The following is an 18,803-nucleotide window of genomic DNA, read 5'->3' as shown; positions in this document are numbered from 1 at the left end:
AATAATCAAAAAGAATTAAAAGGATTATAGTTTTTCATAACCTTCAAATCTTTCATCTACAAGACCTTTCCATTCAGGATTTTTTTTAATAAAAGCAAATACATAAGGACAATAGGGCAGAAGCTTTTTACCACTTTCTTCAATATACATTAAAGTTTTTTCGACTACTGCAGCGGCAGCTCCGGTTCCTGCTAATTCTTTTGGCGACTCTGTATGAATAAGGGCAATCTGTCTGCTGTTTTCTTTATAGTCTATAAAAGCAAAATAACCATTTACTTCTATTTCAAATCTTTTTTTGTCTTCGTTTTTTATCAACGGGATGTTATCAAATTCTGGTTTCATAAGTTAAATATTTAAATCAAAATTATCATTTAATGCAGTTCTGTACATTGATGTGTGATAAGTTTGAAAAATTATTCCTGAGATTTCATATTTTTTCCGTCATAGACATGAAGTCGTCTGAAAACCAGTGAAGATAAAATCGTAAGCACACCAACCGTAAGAAAAGTATAACGGAAAGCCTGATGTACTTCATTATTGATAAGTTCTGTATTGTTTTCATAAATTTTCAGAACAATCAAGCCAAACGCAATTCCGAAACCGACCGCAAGCTGTTGATTAACTGATAAAAGTGAATTTCCGCTGCTTGTCTGAAAATTTCTGAGGTCTGCAATGGAAATTGTATTCATAGAAGTAAATTGTATGGAATTGAAAAAGCCCATGATAGCAATTATGGGAACAAACCAATAGATGGAAGTTTGAATATCCGGAATGGCTAGACAACAAATCAATATTCCGATTACAGAAGTATTCACCATCAAAGTACGTTTGTAGCCAAATTTATTGAGAATTCTGATTACAGAAGATTTTCCAAACATAGCTGTAAGTGCCATCGGAGCAACAATCCACCCCGAAACTACCGCTGACTGCTGATAGGCAATCTGAATCATCAAAGGGAGAAGGAGCGGTACAGCACTGATTCCTAATCTTGTGGCAAGATTTCCTACTATACCAACCCGGAATGTTCTTACCTGAAACAGATTTAAAGGAAATATAGGATTTTCACCTTTTTTAGCATGACGGTAATAATAATAAAGAAATAAAAAGCCTAATATAAAGACAACCAAAACAGGAGTGGTATTCTGCGATTCACCGAAAAGTTCCAGCGAAATTGACAATAGAAGTGAAGCGGCGGCAAATATGAGAAATCCTTTCAGATCGAAGTCTGTTTTTTTGGAATTGTAGTTGGGCATAAATTTCAACCCTAAAATAATTCCCAGGATTCCGAAAGGAATATTGATAAGAAAAATCCAGTGCCATGAAAGATAGTCTACCATATAACCTCCCACTAAAGGACCGAGAACAGGGCCTATTAATGCAGGAATGATCGCAAAATTCATTGCTTTGAGCAATTCATTTCTGTCAAATGTTTTAATAAGGGCTAATTTTCCTACAGGAGTCATCAGACTGCCTCCAACTCCCTGAATTACCCTTGATATGACGAGCTGTGTAAGGTCTTGTGAAACAGCGCAAAATAAAGAACCCAAACTGAAAAGAATCAGAGAAAAAACAAAAACTTTTCTGGTGCCGAATCTGTCTGCCATAAAACCGCTTACCGGCATAAAAACCGCCAAAGTAAGAACATAGCTGATAATCGCATTTTGCATATTAAGAGGTGACTCGTTGAGGTCTTTCGCAATTGATGGGAGAGAGGTGTTGAGAATAGTAGAATCCAGCATCTGCATAAATATAGCGGTTGCTAAAATCAGTGGCAGTACTTTTTTTACGGTTTGTCGCGGTGTAGATGTTGAAGGCATTAGCACAAAGATTAAAATCAGTTTAGATTTATAATTGAATATTCAGCTGTTTCGGCTCAATAAATTTAAGAATCTTATAATGAAAATAAATTCAGAAGATTCAGAATAAAAAAATATTTTTTGGATTGAGCAGCTATCTATTTTAAATAAAAACAGAAAACATCATTCCAAATCAATTATTTTACGAAATTTGTTTGATAAAAGTAATCTCAAAATATCATGATTAAAAGTAAAACATATCCCAACCAGCCTGTCATAAAAATGAACAACGGAGTAGATATTCCGGCTTTAGGCTTCGGTGTCTGGCAAATGGAAAATCAGCAGGAATGTGAAAATGCAGTAGTAAAAGCAATAGAAACCGGCTACAGAATGATAGATACTGCTTCTATTTACCTCAACGAAACGGCAGTAGGAAATGCTATTAAAAAAAGCGGAGCAAACCGGGAAGATTTATTTGTAACTTCTAAACTCTGGGTACAGGATTTTAGTTATGAAAAAGCAAAGTCTGCTTTTCGCAGAACACTGGAAAGGCTGCAGCTTGATTATCTTGATATGTATCTTATTCACTGGCCTTTCGGAGATTTTTCAGGAGCATGGAAAGCAATGGAGGAGTTATATGAAGAAGGACACATTAAAGCCATTGGTGTCTGTAATTTTACGGTTGAAAAAATGGAAGAGCTTAAATCACGTTCCAATATTCTTCCGGTGGTGAATCAGATTGAACTGCATCCTGTTTTTCAGCAGAAAGAACTTCAGGTTTACAACGAAAAAAATAATATCATCACACAGCCGTGGAGTCCGCTTGGTAATGGAAATGCAGAACTTCTGGATAACCCTGTGCTGAAAAAAATTGGTTTTAATCATAATAAATCAGTAGCTCAGGTGATTTTAAGATGGCATTTACAGGAAGGTTTTTGTGTGATTCCTAAATCTGTAACTCCGTCAAGAATTGAACAGAATTTTGATGTTTTTAATTTTCAGCTTTCAGAAGAAGATATAAAAATAGTTCGTTCTTTAGATACCGGAAAACGCTTGTTTTTTGATCCAAAAGATCCTGAATGGGAAAAGAAAATGCTGAATGCTGTGGCGGATATTTAATAGTTTTTATTCCTAATAAATGTTTTTTGTGCAAGTAAGAAATTAATCATACTCAGCAATATCAAATTATAACTAAACATCACCCTTCAGAATTCAGCCTTTTTAAAATAACCGATCGCAAACGCTCTTCATTTTTGTCGCCCCAGTTTCCTAAGGTAGAAATGACAGGAATCAGCGTTTCACCAAACTCGGTGAGGCTGTATTCTACTTTTGGAGGAACAACGGGATAAATTTTCTTGGTAATTAGCTCGTGCTCTTCCAGTTCTTTCAGTTGGATATTCAAAACCCGTCTTGTGGCATCGGGTATTTTTCGTTGCAATTCGCTTGGTCGTTGGTGACCTTCATTGATGAACCAAAGCAAACGGATTTTCCACTTGCCATACAATACTTCGCCTATCAAATCAAGACCGCAGTTCAGATTGGGTAAAATTTTTCTCTCATACATCATGTAAATTTAAACCTATGTTCCAAAATGTGCAATAGGGGATAAATTTATCCCTATGTGAATCGTATTTCCGTACTTGTGAGAAGGGTACATAAGTCTCAACTTTGCCCTAAATAATTCAACAATGAAACAAGATTTTAATTTCAACAATGAGCTTTCAGAAAAAATTGCTTTGGTTACCGGTGGTACAAAAGGTACAGGAAGAGCCATTGCACAGCGGCTTTCTCAGGCGGGAGCTACGGTAATTATTACTGCAAGAAATGCGCCCGAAGTCAGTAGTGAACAATTACATTTCATTTCGGCAGATCTGAGTACAACAAACGGAACTGAAAAAGTAGTAGATGAGGTTTTGGCAAAATACGGCAAATTAGATATTTTAATCAATAATTTGGGCGGCTCTGAAACAAAAAGCGGTGGTTTTTCGGTTCTTACCGATCAGGATTGGGAACATTCCATTCAAACCAATCTACTTGCCCCGGTCCGCTTAGACAGAGGATTTTTACCGAAAATGCTTGATCAGAAATCGGGAGTTATTATTCATGTTGCTTCTATTCAGGGAAAATTGCCTCTTTACGATTCCACATTGCCTTATGCAGCCGCAAAAGCAGGCTTAATCAATTACAGTAAAGGCTTGTCTAAAGAAGTTTCGGGAAAAGGTGTTAGAGTTTTAACGGTTTCACCCGGCTGGATTATGACCGCATCGTCCGAAAGGATGATGGATCGTATTGCAGAAAGTTCAGACATAACAAAAGAAGAAGCCACAAAAAGTGTGATGGATGCATTAGGCGGAATTCCCATTGGCAGACCTGCGCAGCCTGAAGAAATTGCAGAGTTGGTCGGTTTTTTGGTTTCGCCGAGAGCTGTTTATCTTACAGGAACTGAATTTGTAATTGACGGCGGCACCATTCCTACTATTTAACATTTGGGCGTGTCCCTTCGGGTCGGGCTATCCGCTATATCTTTTGCTCCATTTTATTTCGCAAAAGGATGCCGCTTCTATCCCTCACGCAATAAAAAATAATATTAAACATCAAAATATAAAAACAATGAATTTACCAAAAGTAATCACAGATCTCGTAATGGCACAAAACAGTTTTAGCAGTAACGCTTATGCCGATTGTTTTACCGAAACAGCAGTAGTTTTCGATGAAGGAAAAACATACAAAGGGAAAAAAGAAATACAGAACTGGATTGATAAAGCCAACAAAGAGTATCAGGCAACAATGAAACCGCTGGAATATTCTGAAAAAGATCATACTCTGAAGGCTGAAGTTTCGGGTACATTTCCCGGAAGTCCGCTAGTTCTGAATTATCACTACGAATTTCAGGAAGGCTTAATTGAATTACTGGAAATTGTATAAAAATCAACTTAACAGACAAAGGTTGGAAGAGAATTTAATATTAGTATTTAACCTCAGTTCGGGATAAGAAATAAATTTAAATAATTGATTTATAGCATCATATTAATTTATCGCAAGGAAACAAAAGATTTTTTACTTTTTGAAAGTTTTTAAGCTAAACAAAGGCACTTCGTTTATTGAAAAAAGACAAAAAATGGTATTATTTTGATAAGTTTTACGCCTTTGTATATCTTAAAAGCTGAATTCTTGATAATTGAATCTCTTTGTTTAACGTTGCGTTTAAGAAAACTTATCCCGAACTTAGGTTATTTAATAATCTTCCAACCTTTAACCAAAAAAATAAAATTTTGTTAAAAAAAAATGATGTTAATATTTTTTACACTTTTTTTATATATTTGAAGTGTGGTATGTGAAACCATACTTATTATTGTATGACACAACGTTAAATCAAATCTATTAACAAATGAAAAAAAAATTATTTCCTGGTTACTCTTTATTTTTAATTTCAAATTTCTATTTTGGACAGGTCGGGATAGGAACTACAACACCGGATCCATCCTCTATTCTGGAGCTTTCTTCTGCTAATAAAGGTTTGCTCATTACTAGAGTTGCTTTGCAAAGCCTTACTGATAATACCACCATTACCACCGGAAATGTAGAAAGTCTGCTTGTTTACAATACGACCGTAAATACAGAATTAAAAAAGGGTTACTATTATTGGTCAGGAACAAAATGGGAACTGCTGTCTGTTGAAGGAATCAATGATTGGAGTACTCTAGGAAATTCAGGGACAAATCCGGCATCCAATTTTTTAGGAACAACAGATAATCAGCCTGTTTTAATAAAGACAAACAATGTCAACAGACTAAGAGTGGGATCAGAGAGTTCTGTCGGACTTACAAATTTACAGTCAGGGGTTAATTCTTCTACTGCATATACAGGTGATGTTACCAACTTCAATTCGAATACAGATCTGCTTTCTGGTGCTCAGGCTGCTAATGTATACGGAATTGATAATCTGATGTATTTAAGAAGCGGTTCAACAATTACCGGGACTTTCAGGGCACAACGAAACCGTCTTTGGAATGTACAGACAGCTAATTATCCAAATGTAATAGGAGTTCTGAACGAATACAGAGGAGAAGGTACAGATATAACTACTTTTTACGGATTTCAGAATACCTATGATTTCAGGGTAGCTTCCAATACAACAGACCTGTATGGTTACAGCAATAATTTTACAGGACAGGTTAACGGCACCATTACGAACTATTACGGTTTTTTCTCCGGAGTTCATTCGTCATTAGGCGGGGCAACTAATTATTATGGATTTTATCAGCCCAATTTAGGAACAGCTTCCAACAGATTTGCTTTTCTTTATAAAGGAAACGGAACATCTACTAAAGATGTGTCAGTTACAGGATTAGGCAGAGTTGGCGTAGGAACTTCCACTCCAAATTCTCAACTTCAGGTCGATGGTTCTGTATCTACAAGTTACATTACAACCGGAACTAATACCGGAACCTTCAATGCCAATGAAAACCATTATACTATAAGAGTTTTTAATGATGTTTCAACTGTTAACCTTCCCAATCCAACGACTTGTCCGGGAAGAATTTATATATTAATTGGAAGTAACGGTATTACGAATAAAAATCTTACGGTAACCGGTGGCGGTGGTATTTATGATGATGTTGCCAATACTACAATCAATACTATTTCTGAAAGACAAAGGTTTCAGCTGCAGAGTGACGGGACAACGTGGATTGTTATCGGAAATTAAGCTAACGCAAAGTAGTTTTTTAGAAAATTATCTGAAGCTTAAGTATTTTAATCTATTTGATTCTAATAATTTGGCTTCAGGTCTTTTTCTCTTTCCAGTTTTTGAATTAGCTTTCCTTTTACTACTGTAAAAGTATAATCCTTCGCTTCTGCAAAAGAAATTTCATACCTTCTCTCAATATTTGCCAGCTCATGCGGGAATTTTGCCAGAAGATGATCATAGTATTCATCCAGAAAATCTCTGGAAGGTAAAATATAGTTGATTTTAAGCTGAAATCTTCTGAGAAGTGCGGCATCTATAATTTCGGGATGATTGGTAGCGCAGATTAAAAGCGCATTTTCAGGATAATAATCAATAAGCTGAAGCAGAGTGTTTACCAGTCTTCTCATTTCACCAACATCTTTGTCGTCGCTTCCTCTTGCTTTGCCAATCTGGTCAAGTTCATCAAGAAAGAGAACTGATTTTTCTCTTGCCGCTTTATCGAAAATCATTTTGATGTTCTGAGAAGTTTCCCCGATTCTTGAAGAGACGATATTGCTCAGATTAAGAATAATAATATTTTTGCCTAAAGCATTTGCAACGGCTTTTGCGGTCATGGTTTTTCCACAGCCTGAACTTCCCTGCAGCAGGATTTTGTTGTTGACAGGCAAACCATATTCCTGAAGTTCTTTGATATAAGTGTGTTCTTTGATGAGCTGTACAATCTCTGATCTGTTTTCAGGTGAAAGATACACATCATTCAGATTAAATTCTTCTTTGTCTTGAATGATAAGATTATACAAATTCATAATTATTATGCTTTAATGAAGCACAAATATAATCAGAACCGCCTGAATGAAAGATAAATTCTAGAAGAATAAATGGGAAATTATGTTTTCTAGGCTCTTTTACTCAGAAAGAGTAAAAGAGCAGCAGTTTAATGATAAACTGAAAACATATGAATAATAAAATTTGTTAAATAAGAAATGTTATAGCAGAAATTAATTCCCTTCTCTCCTTACTGTTGCAAAATAAGAAGTTACTAAAACTGCACATGTTGCGATACCGATATAAGCGATCATAATTTTTAAATTTTTAATATTATTAATTTATTTTGTGAATTTTGTAATGCAAAGATATGGTAATATTATCACTTTGCAAATACTGTAATTATGACGTTTATCAGTGTTAAGTGTTGTTTAAATTAGGTTTTTTGCTGTTTTAAGGTTTGTTTTAATAATAATTAAATAGGGATTCTCAGTGGTTATTTAATTATATTATTGCTAAAAAATTATTAAATTTTTAACAATTGTATATTTTGCTTTAAAACTGTGATAAATCCAAACTTCAGATCGTGCTGAAGATTTTGAACGAATTTTATAATTTCACAGAACTGTAATGTTCTCAGATTTAATGATTTTTTAATACAGCTTTTGGTCTTTTTCACAGTAAAAACTTGTCCTTTTACTTTTCCCTGTTTCTTTTTTACTAATTGATTTTCCGCAAAGAGGACATTTTTCCTGATGATATATCTGAAAATGCTTTTTTAGTTCGTTTTTCCTTTTCCATTTCAAAAAATCAAAGCTGTAACCTTGTGTTTCTTTAATTACTTGATGTAAAACTTTATCCGGAATCGCTTGAATTTTGCATTCAGGATGCACTTTAGCCCTGAACAATGCCTCGTTCTTAATGATATTTCCAACACCTGAAAACAGATCCTGATTCATCAATGCATCACAAATCATCATTTTTGGTAACGCTCTCATTTTTTCGACCGCTTTTTCAGAGTTCCATATATCACTCATAATATCAGCTTCCCAATCAATTGTATCAAGTTCTTTATTTTCGATGATTTTTGCAGAGCAGGTATAGAAATACATTGTTCCGTTATCAAACTGTAAAGAAAGTCTCAAAGATTTAACTTCGGGTTTTTCCTGTAAGCTGTATGATCCGAACATCAATAAATGAATTCTGAAGCTGAAATCTTCAAAGATTAAAAAAGTAAGTTTTCCAAAAGTTTTAATGTCTTTCAGGATTTTATTTACAACTGCTTTTTTATCAGAGATAATGCTTCCGTGTGCAGCGATAACTTTTTTTCCTTTGAATTGCTGCAAATCTTCTTTCATCAAAATAATGGTAGGTCCTTCCGGCATGGTAATGATTTTAGACGGAAAACTCAAATATTATTCCTTTAAAAGTAAAATTTGCTTTAATTTTGAAAAATGATGAATTTGAACCGTATATTTACCAGTCAGCGTACCGGTAATAATCCAAATACTGCTGCTTCAAGAACAGACTTTCAGAGAGATTTTGACAGGATTATATTTTCGTCAGCTTTCAGAAGATTGCAGAATAAAACGCAGGTGTTTCCGCTTCCGGGGAGTGTCTTTGTGCACAACAGGCTTACACATTCGCTGGAAGTATCTTCTGTCGGACGGAGTTTGGGAAGTGTGATTGGCGAATATATTGCGGATAATTTTCGTTCAGAACTTTCCGAAGAATCCATAAACTTTTATAATCACAATTTAGGAAATGTCATAGCTGCTGCCTGCCTGTGTCATGATGTTGGAAATCCTGCTTTCGGACATTCTGGTGAAGACGCAATTGCAAGTTATTTTGAAAGGAATGAAAGCCAGATAAAACATCAGTTCTCCGAAAGGGAGTGGGCAGATCTTGTAAATTTTGAAGGAAATGCAAATGCAATCCGTGTATTGACTCATCAGCAACAGGGAAAAGATTTCGGCGGAACGCAGCTTACTTTAACAACCCTTGCAAGCATTGCAAAATATCCTTGTGAAGCGGTTGCAAAAAAGAAAGGAATTATTCACAGGAAAAAATTCGGTTTTTTTCAGAACGAAAAAGAAACTTTTCTGGAGATTGCAAAAGGCGTCAGTTTATTACAGGAAAATGAGGAACCTTTTATTTTTAAAAGGCATCCCTTTGTCTGGCTGGTAGAAGCTGCTGATGATATCTGTTATAACATTATTGATATGGAAGATGCACACCGTTTGGGGATTGTTTCTACAGCCGACTGTAAAAATCTCTTTTTTGAACTCGTAAAATCAGAAACGGATGATATTAAACGGGTAGAGTCCAAATTAAGCTCTATAGGAAATGAAAATGAGCAGATTTCCTATCTTAGAGCAAAAGTGATCAATGCTTTGATTAATAAATCGGTTGAACTTTTTAAATCTAATTTTAATACGATTCTTGGAGGAAATTTGGATAAAGCACTTCTGGATATCTATAAATCTGAAAATAAAACTTTGCAGGATATTGAAATTTTTTCCATTGAAAAAATTTACAATCATAGAGCGGTTGTAGAGATCGAAAACGCGGGTTATAACGTGATGTATGAATTGCTGGATCATTTCATTCCTTCTATTTTAAAATCTGAGGATGAAAGAAAATCTTACGATAAAAAAGCGCTGAAACTATTGCCGAAGCAGTTTGTGTATGAAGAGGGAAGTGATTATCAGAAAACCTTGGGAATTATTGATTTTGTTTCCGGGATGACGGATAACTATGCTACAGATCTTTACCGAAAAATAAAAGGTATAGATATCGGGATGACGATGTAAAAACTCAGAAATATCATGATATTTCTGTAACAAATCCGTATCTTATCGACAAATCAATTAAAATAAAAAACTTATGGTGTATTTAGGTATTTTGGTCTTTTTCGGACTGGTAACATTACTGGCTTCTTTTTTTATCGTAAAACAGGAAACGGCAGCTATTGTAGAGCGTTTAGGTAAACTTCACTCTGTGCGTCATGCAGGTCTGCAATTGAAGATTCCTTTTATAGATCAGATTTCCAAGAGAATGAATCTCAGAATTCAGCAGTTGGATGTTATCATTGATACTAAAACTTTAGACAACGTATTTATCCGTATGAAAGTTTCGGTGCAGTTTCAGGTCATCAGAACACAGGTTGCAGACGCATATTATCGTCTTGAAAATCCTGAAGGTCAGATCACGTCATATGTTTTTGACGTAGTAAGAGCTGAAGTTCCTAAGATGAAACTGGATGATGTATTTGTTAAAAAAGATGATATTGCTGTTGCCGTAAAAGGTGAGTTGCAGGATGCAATGCAAAGTTACGGTTATGACATTGTAAAAGCTTTGGTAACCGATATTGATCCGGACGAGCAGGTAAAGCATGCAATGAACAGAATCAACGCAGCTGAAAGAGAAAAAACAGCTGCAGAATACGAATCTGAAGCACAGAGAATCAGAATTGTTGCGGTAGCAAAAGCTGAGGCAGAGTCTAAGAAACTTCAAGGGCAGGGTATTGCAGATCAGCGACGTGAGATTGCAAAAGGATTGCAGGAGTCTGTACATATGCTCAACTCGGTAAATATCAAGCCACAGGAAGCATCTGCATTAATCGTGGTAACGCAGCATTATGATACTTTACAGTCTATTGGTGCTAATAACAGAAGTAATCTTGTGCTTTTACCCAACTCTCCGACTGCAGCAAGTACAATGCTGAATGATCTTGTAGTGTCTATGGCAGCAACGCAGAAAATAGATGATTTAGGAATTAACGACAAATAATAATATTCTAAGTAAGAAAAAAATAGCTCTCAGATTCATGAGAGCTATTTTTATTTTTTGACTTTGGAAATCTGTTTTAGCAAAATATATCTTATTGAAGAGCCGTCCATCGGAGGATTTTCAATTTTTTCGGTTTTAATTTTTAGAGTATATTCAAAACCAGTTTCATAGGTAAATCCTTCAATATTCGTATACATCATTTCCCAGTTGTCTGATTCTTTCTCTTTTATCTGGAGGCATTTCATCGGAGCAACTCCGGTGCAGTCTGCAGTTTGAGAAGCAACCATAATTGTCTTTTCGTTGGACATATTTGATGTGGTTTTACACTGAAAAATAATCAAGAATACTGCTGATGCTGCAAAAGCTTTTAATAGTGGTTTAAAATAATTCATACGTTTAATTTTTCTTATTGAGAATTAAATTTTTGCTTTCCGGTTAAAAGTTCAAAAAATAACCTGAAATCTGACAGCAAAGACCATAAAGGATATCTGAATGTCGCCGGACTGTTTTTTTCTATCATGGCATGACTAAGCCAGGCAAAGCCGTATCCAAAAATCGGAACGTACCACAAAAATCTTTCTTTTCCTGAATAAATAACGTATCCTATAACCAACAATACCAAAAGAGTTCCGATAAAGTGAAAAATTCTTGTTCCTGTTTTGCTGTGTTCGGTAAGATAAAACTGATAGAATTCGGAAAATGTTTTTATTCTTTCTGACATGGCTTCAATTTTAGTTTAGAAAATTATTGCAATAAATCCGCCAAAATAAAAAGACGAACCATTTTCTGATTCGTCTATATCATGTTATTGTGCAGTGCTTCTAAGCTTGCTGTTTCTATACCCATAGCAGAAATATATAACCAAGCCTACAGCAAACCATAATCCGAACCAAAACCAGTTATCATGGCTCATGCCGGTTAGAAGATAAAGACAAGAGCTTAATCCTACTAAAGGAATTAAAGATAGGTTTTTAATAAAAGTAATAATGCACAGTAAAATATTAAGAATGATAAATACAAATATTGCAATTCTAAACTCAAGATATGTGTTATCTTTTACAACAATATGATTTTTATTCGAGAATGTTTTAAATGAACTTTCAATTGATTTTGATGCATCCTGACTTTCATTTTTTAAAACGAAAAACGGATCTTCTGTATTTTTTTTAGAAGTAATCAGTCTGTTTTCAATGTCTGTAATGCTGTATTTTTCACCATTTAAAAAAGTTTCTCCGTTTTTGGTAATAATTACCTTATCTGGTTCTTCAAAAAATGCTGGTTGATAAAAGTAAAATCCAATTAATCCTCCAATAAACAGGATGGGGAAAATAATTTTACCATTAATATAAGGAAGGTGAAAACGACCTTTGATTTTTTCTTTCGGAGGCAGCATTAAAACCCCTGCGCAAACCAAAACAAATGCAAAAATAGTTCCTATGCTTGTAAAATCCAGAATGAAACTTTTATCAGTGAAAATAATGGGAACTCCCACTACAATTCCCGTAACTATAGTTGCAAAAGCCGGTGTCTTATATTTTGGATGTACATTCTGAAATTTTTCCGGCATCAGTCCGTCGCGGCTCATGGCGTACCATATTCTCGGCTGTCCCATCTGGAAAACGAGTAAAACGGTTGTAATGGCGACAATGGCAACAAAGGAGATAGTAAGTTCCATCCATGCGACATTAGCATTAGATTTTTCAAAAATAAACGAAAGAGGATCTCCGATTCCGTCAAATTTTCTGTAATCTACCATTCCGGTAAGAACAAGAGTAAGACAGATATAAATTACCGTACATAAAGCCAGAGAAATAATCATTCCTTTAGGAAGTGTTTTCTGTGGATTTTTTGTTTCTTCTGAAAGTACACTGAGTGCATCAAAGCCAATATAGGCAAAGAAAACTCCGGAAACGGCGCTCATTACTCCGGCAAAACCATTCGGCATAAAAGAAGGAATTCCGGTTTCCAGACTTACAGGAGTCCAGTTTTCTGTATTGATGTAGGCTGTTCCAACCAAAATAATCAGAACTATTACAGCAAGTTTTAAGATAACAAGAGAATTATTAAAATTTTTGCTCTCTTTTACACCACGGTAGCAAAGCCAGGTAATCAATCCATTAATAACCAAAGCCGGAATATCCACAATAAATTTTAGATTTCCAAGCAGGGGAGCGGTGTTCCAGGCATTGATGAGTTCTTTATTTTCAGAACCGTTCTGGAAAGCTTTTTTTGCTTCTGTGTAGCTACAGGTAAAATAATCAGGAATATGCATTCCAAGTCGTTCCAGAAAGCTTGTAAAATAATCCGACCATGAAAAAGCAACATAAATATTTCCGAAAGAATATTCCATAATCAGTGCCCATCCGATAACCCATGCCATTAACTCCCCAAAACTTGCGTAAGCATAGGTGTAAGCAGAACCGGCTTTAGGGATTCTGCTTGCAAATTCAGCATAGCATAAAGCAGTAAAACCACAAGCAAAACCACAAATTAAATATAATAAGATCACGCCGGGTCCCCCTCTGAAAACAGCTTCTCCCAAACTGCTGAAACTTCCCGCACCAATAATGGCGGCAATACCGAAAAATACGATGTCCCAAACACCGAGAACACGTAATAAATTTGTTGAAGTATCGTTATCTGAGTACTGTTTTCTTCTGAAAAGCTGGTTCATTCAATAGTTGATTTGAAGTTTGAAAAAAACAAATGTAATTATTTCTCTTAAATAATTAATATTTTCTTAATATTTCTTTAGGCTATATTAAGATATATTAAAATATTGTCCACATATTAACATTGTCAAAAAAGGCTTGTCTGCATAATATATTTTACCTATTTTCGTTGGTAATTTGTGGATAAAATCTCATCTGAAATTTAAATAACCGGTCTAGATTTGCTTCCGGTTTCCATTTAAAATTTGATATTAATGAAATCAAAAAAAATACTATTAGCCGTTGCGGTTTTCTATTTCGGAATTTCCGAAGCGCAACAGTCTCAATATTTTACCCAAAAAGAAAACTACAGGTTTAATCTTGCCGAAAATCTTTATCAGACCAAAGTGTACAATGCTTCACAGTTTGAATATGCACGGCAGTATTTTTATAATCAAAATCTGGAACAGTCTAAGAAAGAAGCTGCTCAGTTTTTTGACAATGTAATTGGAGTTATTCTTCAGAAAAATCATGCAGAAGAAGGTCTGACTGCTTTTATGAAAGAATATCCCAAATCTGCATATTTTGCACAGGCAAATTTGCCTTTAGCCGATTATTATTTAGCAAAAAAAGATTTTAAGGAGGCTTTAAAAACGCTGAAGAAAGTTAATCAATATCAGCTTACCCGCGAAGAAAATACGCAATATGTTCTGAAACTCGGTTATGCAAAATTTATGACCGGAAATTCTAAAGGTGCTATTGATGCGCTGGAAGAAGCTTATAAAACAGCCGATGAATCTCAGAAAGGTGAAATTGCTTATATGCTCGGACATTTACACTATTCCAAGAGAGAAAACAGTGAGGCGTTTCAGTATTTTGATTCCATCAAAGATCAGCCTAAGTTTTCAAGACTTGTACGTCCGTATTATGTACAGATGTATTATAATGATAAAGATTATGACAAGGCAATAACTGAAGGAACAGCATTATTGAATGAGGATCTTTCGGATTCTTATAAAGCCGAAGTTCATAAGATCATCGGGGAAAGTTATTTTATGAAAAATGACTACAATTCTGCTTATCCACATCTGAAAGATTATCTGAGCGTACAGCAGAATCCTTCTGAAAATGATTTGTACGAAATGGGATTTGTTGCGGCACAGCTTAAGAAATATGACGAGGCTGTTTCTTATTATAATCAGTTACTGAACAGCAATTCTGCATTGGCTCAGAATGCTTATTATCAATTAGGAAATGCCTATTTGGCGGTTGATAAAAAGCAGGAAGCGCTTTCAGCATTCCGTTCTTCTTACCAAATGGATTATGATGTAAATGTTAAAAAGCTGGCTCATGAGCAGTATGCAAAACTCAGCTACGATATCGGAAATCCTTTTGAAAGCCCTACAACAGTCATTCAGAATTACATAACCATCAATAATAATGATGCTAAAACTGCAGAAATGAGATCACTTTTGGTGAAATCTTATCTGTATTCCGGTAATTTTAAAGAAACGCTTAATGCGATTGATAAACTTCCCAACTCAACTCCAGAAACGGATAAAGTAGACCAGGAGGTTTCTTATTTATTGGGAACAGAAGAATTCAACAAAGGAAATTTTGATGAAGCAGAAAGATATTTTCTGAGAAGTCTCGAATTTAATATTAATAAAGAATTTCACAGCAGAGCATTGTACTGGCTTGGACAGGTATATTACCAAAAAGGCAATTATCCTTCGGCAATCGTTCGCTACGAAAAACTTCTCAATCAGGATTTTCCTGAAAAACAGCAGCTTTCTTACGATTTGGGATATGCTTATTTTAAATCTAAAAAATTTGATCAGGCAGAGCAGTATTTTACGCAATATTTGAAAAATCCGAAGCCGGAGTTTAAAAATGATGCCGAACTTCGTTTAGCAGATATCAATTACGCCAACAATGATCTGGATAATGCAATCGCAATTTATGAAAAGAACGAAGATGCAACAGATTATACATTGTATCAGAAAGCTTTGGCATTAGGTTTTAAAAACGACAATGCTGCCAAAATCAGTAATTTGAAATCGCTCATCTCGAAATATCCAAATTCTGAATATGAGGATGATGCACAGTACGAAATCGGGGTTGCTTATGCTGCTCAGGATGATTATAATAACTCGAATGATTTCTTCGGGAAAGTAATAAAATCTTCTTCCGACCGGGATTTGGTTGCCAATGCATCTATCTATAGAGCCCAGAATTATATTGATCAGAACCAAAATGATAAAGCTTTATCTGAGCTGAGATCTTTAGGTGAGCAATACAAAAATACAGCTTACGCACAGAAAATTGTACAGGCTTCTAAACCGATTTTTACTAAAAACGGAGATGTTGCCGGGTATGAAGGTTTTGCGAGAAATATAGGAGTTAATATAGCGGCTTCTGAGATCGATGAAATCAATTTGTCTACAGCAAAACAATATTTCACCAAGAAAGATTACAAAAATGCAATCTCTTATTATGAAAAATATTTAACTCAGAATCCTACAGGAGAAGGTCTTTATCAGGCTAAATATGAATTGGGCGAAAGTTATTATCAGAATAGTAATCCTACAAAAGCACTTCTTGTTCTGCAGGAGGTTGCAGAGGTACAGAATGATTATCAGGATGATGCCGCAACCAGAGTAGCTCAGATTTATATTGCTCAGGGTAACAGCAGTGAAGCTAAAAAATACCTTCAGAATATTAGAAATTCGTCTAACATTAATGTCAGAAATTATGCGAATGTAGAACTGATGAAAATGTATGCGGAAGAAAAGAATTTCCCGGAGGCTGAAAAATTAGCCAATGCTGTTATTGCCAACAGTAAAAATTCTGCAGCAGTGATCGAAACTGCAAAAGTAATCAAGGCGAGAAGTCTTATGAATTCGGGGAAAGATAAAGATGCTCAGACAGCTTATGCTGCTCTTGAAAAATCTTCCAATACAGAAGTTGCTGCAGAAGCGCTTTATGCAAAAGCATATTATCAGAATAAAGGAAAAGCGTATAAATCTTCAAACGAAACTATTTTCAAACTGGCAAATAATTATGCATCAGAAGATTATTGGGGAGCAAAAGCACTGGTTTTGATGGCTAAAAACTATATTGGTCTGAAAGATAATTATCAGGCAAGTTATACCTGTGATCAGATTATTGCCAATTATGCAGATTTCCCTGAAATTGTAGCAGAGGCAAAAGAGGTGAAAAAAATGATTAAAAAGTAAAATGTACTGTCGTATTCATGTAAAATTTGTTGATGTAATTTAATCATTAATACTTTTTACTTTATACATTAATACAACATATATGAACAAGAAAATTCAAATATTATCTATACTTTTCTTAGGAGTTTCTTCTGTAGCGTTTTCTCAGATTAAAGAAGAAAGATTGATTCTTAATAAAAAAAGAGAGCCGGAAGTAAAAAAAATCGAAAAGAAAAAAACTTCTGTAGTAACGGAGAAGAATTATCCGCCCGAAGAGAAATCCGCAAATCCCGTAAAATATACAATTACAGATGTTCCTGCGGTATCAGATTTTAAAACTTCAACCATCCAGGGAGAAGATGTTGCTCCGAAATTTGAAGGAACAGCCCAAAACAACTATTTCCAGATTGGAATGGGGAATTACGGGAAGATTCTGGCTGATGGAAATATTTCCAAAACTCTTGAAAATAAACTGGAAGTAGGAGCGGATGTTCACGTTTTGTCTACCAACGGATTAAAAAAAGACTATCCTTGGGATTCTAAACAAAGTTCAGCAACTTTAGGTGCATTTTTAAATTCTTACGGAGAAAAGGGTAAGATCAACGTAAATGCAGAATATGGCTTAGATAATTATAATTATTACGGAATTTACGCTTTGGCTCCTTCGGCGGATGTAGATTTGACGCAGAAAGTCAATCAGTTTAAAGTGAATGGTTATTACGATTTTTACTCTAATGAAATCTTAAATGACGTAAGAGTAAAATCATCATTCTTAACGGATCATTTTAATGCCAAAGAAAATCAGGCATCTATTTTGGCAAACCTTTCCAAACACGCCGTTGAACTTTCAAAGAACGGAATTGTGATGAATGCTGATTTAGGTTTGGGCTTAGAAACCGTAAAAACCGACTTTGCTTTACTCAGCAAAAATTCTGCAACATTTTTTAATGCAGATATTGCTCCGAAAATTACTTTTGCGAAGGGAGAATCTTATCTTACTTTAGGTTCTGTATTTAATTTTTTAAATGCCAGAAACTCAAATATGATGCTTGCTGAAGAAGTGAAAAACAACAAAACGTATTGGTTTCCAAAAGCAGAATTTCAGGTAGCTGCCTCTAATGAATTTAAATTTTACGGAGGAATCGACGGTGGTTTAAAATTAAATACCTACGGAGAATTGCTTCAGGCAAACCCCTTTCTTGTTTCAGATCAAATGCTGAGACCTACAGAAACAACGTATCATTTTTATGCAGGTTTGAGAGGGGATATTGATGAAACTTTTAAATATGATGTTTCCGCAGGATTTGGCAAGATGAAAAATATTATGTTTTTCAGCGCCAACAATCTTTTTTCTAACGAGTTTACTTTAGACAGACCGGGATTTGATTTTGCCAACACATTTTCTGCTGTTTACGATGACGGAAATGTAAGCGACATCAAAGGAAGTCTTCAGTATTTTCCGCTGGAGAATCTGGTTGTAGATGCCGATGTAAGATTTTTAAGATATGATCTTAAGAATTACGAAAATATTTATAATGTTCCTTTACTGACAGGAAGTATCGGTGCAAAATATACTTTATTGGATAAAAAACTGTCTTTAGGCTTCAGAGGAATATTTGAAAGTGACAGAACTACAAACTCTTACTTGCTAGAAGGTGTGGCAAATCCTGCCATGATGTTTCAGTCTACGGAGGATACCAATGATAAAGTTGGCGGTTATGCAGATTTAAACTTATCAGCAGAGTACAAAATTCACAAAAATTTCAGTATTTTTGCACTCGGAAATAATCTTTTAAGCTCTAAATATCAGACGTACAAAGGATATAAAGTTCTTGGTGCACAGATTACAGGAGGAGTGAAGATCACTTTCTAAAAAATTATTGATAAATGG

Annotated in this window: 16 protein-coding genes; 8 read left to right on the top strand and 8 right to left on the bottom strand. The window is 35.0% G+C overall.

The genetic code is table 11. The features are described 5' to 3' along the window. Positions 1–24 precede the first annotated feature (24 nt). Entirely contained in the window at positions 25–342 is a 318-nt protein-coding gene (locus AC0NBN_RS07535) for a GNAT family N-acetyltransferase (RefSeq protein WP_160812778.1), read from the bottom strand. A gap of 71 nt (positions 343–413) precedes the next feature. Next, complete coding sequence (locus AC0NBN_RS07530; RefSeq protein WP_160812779.1) at positions 414–1,817, bottom strand: DHA2 family efflux MFS transporter permease subunit; 1,404 nt, start codon at positions 1,815–1,817, stop codon at positions 414–416. A 219-nt stretch (positions 1,818–2,036) separates the two neighbouring features. On the opposite strand from AC0NBN_RS07530, the gene AC0NBN_RS07525 reads away from it, so the two are divergent. Then, the gene (locus AC0NBN_RS07525) at positions 2,037–2,915 is read left to right on the top strand and encodes an aldo/keto reductase (protein WP_160812780.1); all 879 of its coding nucleotides are present in this window, start codon (positions 2,037–2,039) and stop codon (positions 2,913–2,915) included. 79 nt (positions 2,916–2,994) lie between these two features. Here the strand turns inward: AC0NBN_RS07525 and AC0NBN_RS07520 are convergent, their stop codons facing one another. Then, the gene (locus AC0NBN_RS07520; RefSeq protein ID WP_474467818.1) at positions 2,995–3,363 is read right to left on the bottom strand and encodes a winged helix-turn-helix transcriptional regulator; all 369 of its coding nucleotides are present in this window, start codon (positions 3,361–3,363) and stop codon (positions 2,995–2,997) included. Between the two features lie 121 nt (positions 3,364–3,484). Here AC0NBN_RS07520 and AC0NBN_RS07515 point away from each other — a divergent pair, with 121 nt between their 5' ends. The 3 genes from AC0NBN_RS07515 (at position 3,485) to AC0NBN_RS07505 (ending at position 6,504) form a co-directional block, all read left to right on the top strand. Continuing rightward, complete coding sequence (locus tag AC0NBN_RS07515) at positions 3,485–4,279, top strand: SDR family oxidoreductase (protein WP_160812781.1); 795 nt, start codon at positions 3,485–3,487, stop codon at positions 4,277–4,279. Between the two features lie 127 nt (positions 4,280–4,406). Then, entirely contained in the window at positions 4,407–4,721 is a 315-nt protein-coding gene (locus tag AC0NBN_RS07510) for a nuclear transport factor 2 family protein (protein WP_160812782.1), read from the top strand. 463 nt (positions 4,722–5,184) lie between these two features. Beyond that, positions 5,185–6,504: a hypothetical protein gene (locus AC0NBN_RS07505; protein WP_160812783.1), complete on the top strand. Its 1,320-nt coding sequence runs from the start codon at positions 5,185–5,187 to the stop codon at positions 6,502–6,504. Between the two features lie 62 nt (positions 6,505–6,566). Here the strand turns inward: AC0NBN_RS07505 and AC0NBN_RS07500 are convergent, their stop codons facing one another. Both AC0NBN_RS07500 and AC0NBN_RS07495 read right to left on the bottom strand, forming a co-directional pair. After that, complete coding sequence (locus tag AC0NBN_RS07500) at positions 6,567–7,292, bottom strand: AAA family ATPase (RefSeq protein ID WP_160812784.1); 726 nt, start codon at positions 7,290–7,292, stop codon at positions 6,567–6,569. Between the two features lie 612 nt (positions 7,293–7,904). Continuing rightward, complete coding sequence (locus AC0NBN_RS07495) at positions 7,905–8,663, bottom strand: DNA-formamidopyrimidine glycosylase family protein (RefSeq protein ID WP_228430018.1); 759 nt, start codon at positions 8,661–8,663, stop codon at positions 7,905–7,907. Between the two features lie 45 nt (positions 8,664–8,708). Between AC0NBN_RS07495 and dgt the strand changes: the two genes are divergently transcribed. Both dgt and AC0NBN_RS07485 read left to right on the top strand, forming a co-directional pair. Further along, the gene (gene dgt, locus AC0NBN_RS07490; protein WP_160812914.1) at positions 8,709–10,064 is read left to right on the top strand and encodes a dGTP triphosphohydrolase; all 1,356 of its coding nucleotides are present in this window, start codon (positions 8,709–8,711) and stop codon (positions 10,062–10,064) included. Between the two features lie 73 nt (positions 10,065–10,137). Further along, positions 10,138–11,043, top strand: a complete 906-nt coding sequence (locus tag AC0NBN_RS07485; RefSeq protein WP_143884510.1) for an SPFH domain-containing protein — start codon at positions 10,138–10,140, stop codon at positions 11,041–11,043. A gap of 50 nt (positions 11,044–11,093) precedes the next feature. Here AC0NBN_RS07485 and AC0NBN_RS07480 read toward each other — a convergent pair whose 3' ends face one another. The 3 genes from AC0NBN_RS07480 to AC0NBN_RS07470 all read right to left on the bottom strand — a co-directional run bounded on the left by AC0NBN_RS07480 (position 11,094) and on the right by AC0NBN_RS07470 (position 13,717). Then, a complete protein-coding gene (locus AC0NBN_RS07480; protein ID WP_160812785.1) occupies positions 11,094–11,435 on the bottom strand; it encodes a DUF4377 domain-containing protein in 342 nt (113 codons plus the stop codon). A 14-nt stretch (positions 11,436–11,449) separates the two neighbouring features. Then, complete coding sequence (locus AC0NBN_RS07475; protein WP_143884508.1) at positions 11,450–11,764, bottom strand: Mpo1-like protein; 315 nt, start codon at positions 11,762–11,764, stop codon at positions 11,450–11,452. Positions 11,765–11,848: 84 nt separating this feature from the next. Next, a complete protein-coding gene (locus tag AC0NBN_RS07470) occupies positions 11,849–13,717 on the bottom strand; it encodes an amino acid permease (RefSeq protein WP_474467808.1) in 1,869 nt (622 codons plus the stop codon). Positions 13,718–13,969: 252 nt separating this feature from the next. Between AC0NBN_RS07470 and AC0NBN_RS07465 the strand changes: the two genes are divergently transcribed. Further along, a complete protein-coding gene (locus AC0NBN_RS07465; RefSeq protein ID WP_160812786.1) occupies positions 13,970–16,933 on the top strand; it encodes a tetratricopeptide repeat protein in 2,964 nt (987 codons plus the stop codon). Positions 16,934–17,015: 82 nt separating this feature from the next. Next, the gene (locus tag AC0NBN_RS07460) at positions 17,016–18,785 is read left to right on the top strand and encodes a porin family protein (protein WP_160812787.1); all 1,770 of its coding nucleotides are present in this window, start codon (positions 17,016–17,018) and stop codon (positions 18,783–18,785) included. Positions 18,786–18,803: the final 18 nt, after the last annotated feature.

It is taken from the genome of Chryseobacterium sp. L12 (assembly GCF_056133985.1).
This window is presented reverse-complemented; position numbering and strand designations above follow the sequence as displayed.

Bases quoted from the DNA above. Each gene is read 5' to 3' on its own strand.
- AC0NBN_RS07535 (WP_160812778.1), bottom strand. From the start codon at position 342: ATGAAACCAGAATTTGATAACATCCCGTTGATAAAAAACGAAGACAAA.
- AC0NBN_RS07530 (WP_160812779.1), bottom strand. From the start codon at position 1,817: ATGCCTTCAACATCTACACCGCGACAAACCGTAAAAAAAGTACTGCCA.
- AC0NBN_RS07525 (WP_160812780.1), top strand. From the start codon at position 2,037: ATGATTAAAAGTAAAACATATCCCAACCAGCCTGTCATAAAAATGAAC.
- AC0NBN_RS07520 (WP_474467818.1), bottom strand. From the start codon at position 3,363: ATGATGTATGAGAGAAAAATTTTACCCAATCTGAACTGCGGTCTTGAT.
- AC0NBN_RS07515 (WP_160812781.1), top strand. From the start codon at position 3,485: ATGAAACAAGATTTTAATTTCAACAATGAGCTTTCAGAAAAAATTGCT.
- AC0NBN_RS07510 (WP_160812782.1), top strand. From the start codon at position 4,407: ATGAATTTACCAAAAGTAATCACAGATCTCGTAATGGCACAAAACAGT.
- AC0NBN_RS07505 (WP_160812783.1), top strand. From the start codon at position 5,185: ATGAAAAAAAAATTATTTCCTGGTTACTCTTTATTTTTAATTTCAAAT.
- AC0NBN_RS07500 (WP_160812784.1), bottom strand. From the start codon at position 7,292: ATGAATTTGTATAATCTTATCATTCAAGACAAAGAAGAATTTAATCTG.
- dgt (WP_160812914.1), top strand. From the start codon at position 8,709: ATGAATTTGAACCGTATATTTACCAGTCAGCGTACCGGTAATAATCCA.
- AC0NBN_RS07485 (WP_143884510.1), top strand. From the start codon at position 10,138: ATGGTGTATTTAGGTATTTTGGTCTTTTTCGGACTGGTAACATTACTG.
- AC0NBN_RS07480 (WP_160812785.1), bottom strand. From the start codon at position 11,435: ATGAATTATTTTAAACCACTATTAAAAGCTTTTGCAGCATCAGCAGTA.
- AC0NBN_RS07475 (WP_143884508.1), bottom strand. From the start codon at position 11,764: ATGTCAGAAAGAATAAAAACATTTTCCGAATTCTATCAGTTTTATCTT.
- AC0NBN_RS07470 (WP_474467808.1), bottom strand. From the start codon at position 13,717: ATGAACCAGCTTTTCAGAAGAAAACAGTACTCAGATAACGATACTTCA.
- AC0NBN_RS07465 (WP_160812786.1), top strand. From the start codon at position 13,970: ATGAAATCAAAAAAAATACTATTAGCCGTTGCGGTTTTCTATTTCGGA.
- AC0NBN_RS07460 (WP_160812787.1), top strand. From the start codon at position 17,016: ATGAACAAGAAAATTCAAATATTATCTATACTTTTCTTAGGAGTTTCT.